Here is a 6,278-nt window from a genome sequence, read left to right on the forward strand (position 1 = left end):
GTCGATGCCCTGATTGGTGGTATCGATCGCCAGCTCCGGCTTTTCCGGCACTTCGTAAGGATCGGAGACGCCGGTGAATTCCGGGATCAGTCCCGCGCGCGCCTTCGCGTACAAACCTTTGCGGTCGCGCAACTCGCAGGTTTCGATCGGCGTGGCGACATGAATTTCGACGAAGCCGCCGACGGCTTCGATCATGGCGCGCACGTCGCGGCGCGTCTGGCGATACGGCGCAATCGGCGCGCAGACGGCGATGCCGCGATTCTTGGTGATTTCGCTCGCGACAAAACCGATGCGCCGCACGTTGATGTCGCGGTGCGTTTTTGAAAAGCCCAGCTCGGACGAGAGATGGCGGCGCACGATGTCGCCGTCCAGCAGGGTCACCGAACGTCCGCCCATTTCCATCAGCCGCGCGGTCAACGCACGCGCGAGGGTGGATTTCCCCGCACCGGACAAGCCGGTAAAGAATACGGTGAACCCCTGGCGTTCGCGCGGTGGGTTTTGCCGCTGCAGCTCGCCCAGCACTTCGGGAAAGCTGTACCAGTCGGGGACTTTCAGCCCAGCCCGCATACGGCGCTGGAATTCCTCGCCGCTGAGCTTGAGCAGGCGCGCGCCGGCCGGCGCCTCGGATTCCGGCAGGTGCTCGGCGCGCTCCTCCACATAGACCATGCGCGGGTAGGCAATGAGTTGCACGCCGATTTTCCCGGCCAGTTCGGCTACCGGCAGGTCGGCATCTGTCCGGCTGAGGTCCTCGCCGCGCCGGCAGTCGCCATCGGCCTGGTGTTCGCCGCCCGCAATCAGCAGGCCGCAGCCATGATTGCGCGCGACGATGGCGCGCAGCAGCAGCGCGCGCGCGTCGGCGGCGCGAGGCGGCGCCGGCAACAGCGACAACTGGGTGGTGGCGGCGGGGAAGCGTTCGCGAATGGCGAGAAAACTGCGCACCAGGCCAAAATACGCCGGCGCATCGGTAATGTCGCCCCCCACCTGCGGATGCAGCAGCAGGTTGGCCTCGTTCTCGATCGCGCTTTTCAGGCAAAACTCGAACTGCGCGCGGTGCATCGGCTGGCATGCCTGCCAGGCGACGACGCGCCGCCAGCCGCGCCGGGCAAACAGCGCACGCAGCTCGGACGGGGTGGCACGCAGGCTGGCAAAATCGGGATGCGGCGGCAAGGCCGCGCCTTCGACCGCACCGCCCAGGTAGCGGATATCGCCGTCCTGCCACACGTCGCTGAGCGCCAGCACGGCGAGCATGAAACCTTCGCCGTCGCGCAAGGCGACACGATCGCCCGGTTTCAGTTCGGCGGCGGTTTTTTGCCGGCTGCCAAGCGTCACCGGCAGCGGCCAGAAGGTGCCATCGTCGAGCTGCATGTCGGTCTCGACGCGTGCGCACTGCGCGCGCGTCATGAAGCCGGTGAGCGGCGAATAGGCGCCGGTCATCAGCATTTCGAGTTCGCACTGCTGACGCCAGTCGAGTTCGAGCGAAGGCAGCCCGAGGGCTTCCTGTTTGAGCGCATCGCCCGTTGCGGGCTCGATCAGGTTGACGAGGGCGCCGCCGTAGGGCGCGATCAGTTGATTCAGCATGTTGTTCCAGGAAAAGGCCGCGCGGCTATTTATAAATCTCGAAGAAGCTAGCAATAAACCGGCCAAGCTCGGGCTCGGGCAAATGGTTGATGCCGGCTGCGCCCTTGCGTCCGCCGCCGCTGTCGAACCGGCTGCACAGTTCGTCTGCGCCCGACTTCGCAGCCAGCGGCGCGCGCACGCTGACGACATAGCCGCCGCCCGGCTTGGCGGTGAGCACGGCGTGCGCCTGGGCGGGCGACTCGACTGCCAGCCGATTGCCAAACACGCCGGAAATCCGCCGCGCCCACTTTTCGGCGGGCAGCATGAAAATGCGCCCGGCCGCGCGCATTTCGGCCGCATCGACGGCGACCGCGCGCGCCATGTCGTCCCGATAGCCGGCCTGCAAAATTCGATAGGCGGGCGACTCGGCGACGAAGGCGAAGGGATCGGCGAACGGGCGCAGCTGGCCGTACAACTCGGCTGGATCGAAAAACAGATCGTCAAGGGTTTCGCCATAGCCGTTGTAGTTGAGGCATTCGCCGAGCGACTGCAATTGCGTCAACTGGCCGTCGGACAAATTCAGGGGTGCGGCGGCTTGCCGCGCGGCATCGGCGAGATTGTCGCCGAATGCGGCGGCCACCGCCCATGCCAGATGCCTGCCCTGCAAATACCGGTTCACCAGCAGGCTGGTGCAGACGTTGGCATCGGTATCGATGTGCGGTTCGAAATGGGGGTGTGCGGGGATGTCGCCCGGCTGGTGGTGATCGAAATAGCGCACGTGCGCGCCCGCTTCGAGCAGCCGATCGAGCGCGTCGCGGTTTTTCGACAGCGCGATGTCGAGCACGGTGATGCGGTCGCCTGCCTGGGCCTCGACCCGTTTCAGCAGGCCGATGTCGCGCTTGGGTCCGGTGATCAGCTCGGAGTCGGCCGGGTCGATCAGGCGCAACTGATGCAGCGCGCAGATGCCGTCCGCGTCGCCGTTGAAAACGTCAATGAGAGGCATGGGGAGCGTGGCTGTGTAGTCGGGGCGTGGCGCGGAAGTGTGGCCATTGTAAGGAGGCCAGCGCCGCGATGACAAGCACGTGCAGCGCGCTGTAGCGCAGCCAGACGACGGGCTGCGCGGCGTAATGCTGGCGGTCGGCGCTCAGCAAAAACTGCAGGGCTGAAAATTGCTGGCCGTATTTGTCGATTTCGCCTGCCAGCCCGAGATGCAGAAACAATGCCGCCAAGGGCAGCGACGCAAGCGCAACGGCCAGCTGCCGGGTGCGCTGCGCTGCCGGCAGCGGCGAAGCCAGCCAGGCCGCCGCCAGGAACAGGACGTAGAGCCAGGCGCATAGCGCCACGAAGGCCAGCGGCCGCGGCACCGCCATGAGTTCCGTGAGGTTGTCGGTGGCCGCCTGCACGACGATGCCCCAATACGCCAGCAGCAGCACCGGAACCGCCGCCCAGAAATGCCCCGCTCCCAGCCGCCGGCCGCGCCAGCGGCGCACCGTTTGCGCGGCCAGATACAGCAACGCCCCGGGCACCGCCAGCAGCGCCACCCAGCGCAGCCCGAGCTCCCACTGTCCGGGCCACTGACGCACCGGGCTGCCTGCCAGATCGTGCAGGCTCTCATCCGGCACCGCGGCCGCCAGCAACAGAAAAGCCATCCCGCCATACATCAGCAAACCGAGCGGCAGCTGCGCCTGGCGGAACAGGCCGGACACCCGCCGCCGCGCCAGCCACACCGGCCACACGGCCAGCCAGTAACACGTCAGCGCAAGCAGCAGCGCCGACAGCCAGGGCGCGTCGTGCCGCAGCAGTTCGCGCACGTTGTAAGGCATGAAGGGGGTATGCGCCGCACTCCAGAACAGCACGGTCAGCCCCCCCAGCATCAGCGGCAAATGCCAGCGCGCGCGTGGTGCCGGGTACGGAGACACGGCGGCCGCGTCGACGGCCGCCGGCACCGGCACGGCTTGGCGCGGCGCGCGCAGCATGCGGCGCGCCATGCCGTAGCCCGCCAGCCCCCCCAGCCAGGCCAGCAGCCAATCGGTGGTGTCGGCGATTTTGTGCGGCAGCATCACCTGTCCCAGCTCGATGACAGCAGGCGCCCCCGCCAGCACCAGCATGGCCAGCGCAAACAGGGGGCCGCGCCAGCGCCACGGCTGCCGCGCCACGCCCCACGCCAGCAAGCCGCCGAGCGGGGCAAAGAACAGCGTCTTGCGCAGCACTTCGGTGATGGCACGGTATTCGGTGCCGACGTAATACACCTCGAACGGCACCCGCTGCAGGAAGTCGAGCCGGCTTTTGATGAAGGCGCCGTCGGTGCGGAAATCGAAGGGAAACCAGAACACGAACAGCAGCACGGCCAGCCATCCCGCCGCCAGCGCGAGTGGCAGCCATCGCGCCGCCGCGCCCGCATGCACGGGCGCGGCGCCTGCCCGCAGCGGCCGGCCGGTGGGCGCTTCGCGCGCGGCCAGCCAGCCGCCGATGACGCTCCCCAGGGCGGCGCCGGCGGCGGCCGTGAAGACGTCGGTGACGTCACTGACGCGGGAAAAGACGAACAGTTGCATGATTTCCAGAGCGACCGCCGTGGCCAGCGCCATGCCCCACGCGCGCCACGCGCTGCGTGTCCCGTCGAGCCGCCACAGCAGCGCAAGCGGCGCCCAGATCAGGGCGTCGGTGGCGATTTCGTACAGGGCATAGGCCGCATCCCCGGGCAGACGGCCGAACGGAATCAGATTGACCTTGCCGTCCTGCCATTTATGGAAAATCTCGACCAGGCTGATGGTCAGGTCGAGCGGCAGCACGTTGTAGACCAGTACCCCCGCCAGATACGCCCAGGCCAGCCGCTCGGCCAGGGCGGCGCGGGCATGGGTGCGTTGCCAGGACTGCAGCCACTCGATGAAACGCTCGCCCGTCCCCCACCAGGCCAGGACGCCGACGATCCCGCCCAGGGCTTCGGCAAGGATGTCGTTTTGCGACACCGTGCGCTGCGGGAAAAACAGCTGCGTGAACTCGATTCCGATGCTCAACGCGGTGGCCGCGGGAATCAGCGCCAGCGTGGCGAGCGCCCGGCGCAAACGGCTGCAGCCGGCCGACAGCGCGCCCAGCCACAGGAAGGTCAGCGGGATGAACAGCAGCAGATTGGCCACCCAGTCGGCGCGCGAACCGATGCCGAGCTTGAGGAAGGGTATCGCGCCGAAGCGGGCCACCGCCTCGTCCCACGGCAGCGCATGAAATTTCAAGGGCACCAGGCTGCCGTAAACGACAAATACGCTGTACAGCAGCGCAGCCCACCACAACAGGGCGCGGGGTTTGCCGGACGTCCCCATGCCGTGGCTCATGGCCAGAGGGCCTCCGGCATGCGCAGCACGGCGGGCGCCACCCTTGCGCCGGGGCGCGACGCGCCCTGCCAGTCGGGATAGGCTGCGAGTTCGCCCGCCAGCGCAGCCGGCAAGCGGTCTGGCGGCTGGGCATCCGCCAGCAGACGCGCAGTCAGTTCCGCTGCAGCAAGGTTCAAAAAATCGGGCCGATAGGCCAGCATGACATTGTGCGCGGCCTCACCGCCCAGCACGGGAGAAGTGGCCGCCACCACATTCGCGATCACCCGCTGGCGCCAGGCCGCTCCCTTGCCCTGGCGCACCAGGATGCCCGTATCCGAAGCCAGCACGGTATTGGAGAAAATCGCCATGTCGCGCGGCACATCGTTGTGCGGCTGGATATGGATCGCATCGCCGCTGCCGTTGATGAATACATTGTCGTACACCGCCACCCGCCCCTCCGCCTGCAACAACGCTTCGCTCGGATTGTGCAGAAAGAGGTTGCCGTAGACCAGATAGCGGTCTTCGCTGCCCGCGCCCCTCAGCGGGACATGGCCCAGCAGGACGTTGGGGCGCGCCTGCGGGCCGGCGACGGCGTCGGACTTGGAAAACAAGTTGTACCGAATCACCGTGTCGTAGCGATCCGCATATTCGGCCGGGCGCGTGGTTTGATGCTTGATCTGCAGGTTGTAACCCAGGGTGTGCACGATCCGGTTGGCTTCGATGACGCCGCCGACGAAGGGGTCCGAGCCGTCGGAATCGCCGAAGTACATGCCGGTGCCGACCCGCTCGATGCGGTTCCCCCTGACCACCCACCCCAGTGCCGGACATTTGGTGGAAATGCCCACGTTTTGCTGCGACGCGGCATGGTCGTGAATATGCAGTGACTCCAGCGTGATGTGGTCGGCATAGCGGCTGTGGCCTTCGGCCTTGACTGCATCCACCGGCTGGCTGCGGCCATCGAGCTCCAGGTGGCGCAACACCAGGTGACGGACGTTGACCAGGCTGACCGTGTTGGCGCGCGGCCGCGCGATGAAGCGCGGCGGCACAGCGGGATCGGCCGCTTCGATGACGATGGGCTGGCCGGTGCGCCCGGACAGATTGTGCAGCGGCAGGCCCTGGCGGTAATCCCCCGACACTAGCAGCAAGCGGTCGCCCGGCTGCAAGCGATGCAAATAATCACGGTAATTTTGCGCATCCACGCGGTAGTCTGCGGCTGCCGTCATGTCCGTCAGCAGACAAAGCAGCCCGATGCAGACGGCTCGCCGCATTCAGCCCGCCGTATCGGGCAGCGGCAGCCCTCTCCTCAGCAAGTCCAGCTTGCCGAAGAGCACGCGGGTCATGCCCGCCACGCTCTGCCGCCCGGTATCCACCACGATGTCGGCCACTTCGCGATACAGGGGATCGCGCTGTTTATAG

The 6,278-nt window shown here is 67.1% G+C and carries 4 protein-coding genes; all 4 read right to left on the bottom strand.

The annotated features are described in order from the left end of the window. Positions 1-1,578 (bottom strand): adenylyl-sulfate kinase (gene cysC, locus BGO62_RS11460; RefSeq protein ID WP_296642501.1); only part of this gene is annotated, 1,578 nt, incomplete at its 3' end. A 25-nt stretch (positions 1,579-1,603) separates the two neighbouring features. Beyond that, complete coding sequence (locus BGO62_RS11465; RefSeq protein ID WP_296642504.1) at positions 1,604-2,560, bottom strand: acetyltransferase; 957 nt, start codon at positions 2,558-2,560, stop codon at positions 1,604-1,606. Then, positions 2,547-4,883, bottom strand: a complete 2,337-nt coding sequence (locus BGO62_RS11470; RefSeq protein ID WP_296642508.1) for a VanZ family protein — start codon at positions 4,881-4,883, stop codon at positions 2,547-2,549. Before BGO62_RS11470 ends, BGO62_RS11465 begins: the two co-directional genes overlap by 14 nt. Next, positions 4,880-6,130 carry a hypothetical protein gene (locus BGO62_RS11475; RefSeq protein ID WP_296642511.1) on the bottom strand — a complete coding sequence of 417 codons (1,251 nt, stop codon included), beginning with the start codon at positions 6,128-6,130 and terminating at the stop codon, positions 4,880-4,882. The genes BGO62_RS11470 and BGO62_RS11475 overlap by 4 nt, the downstream gene beginning before the upstream one ends. Between the last annotated feature and the right edge of the window lie 148 nt (positions 6,131-6,278).

The organism is Thiobacillus sp. 65-1402 (assembly GCF_001897685.1).
Taxonomy (GTDB): Bacteria; Pseudomonadota; Gammaproteobacteria; order Burkholderiales; family Thiobacillaceae; genus Thiobacillus.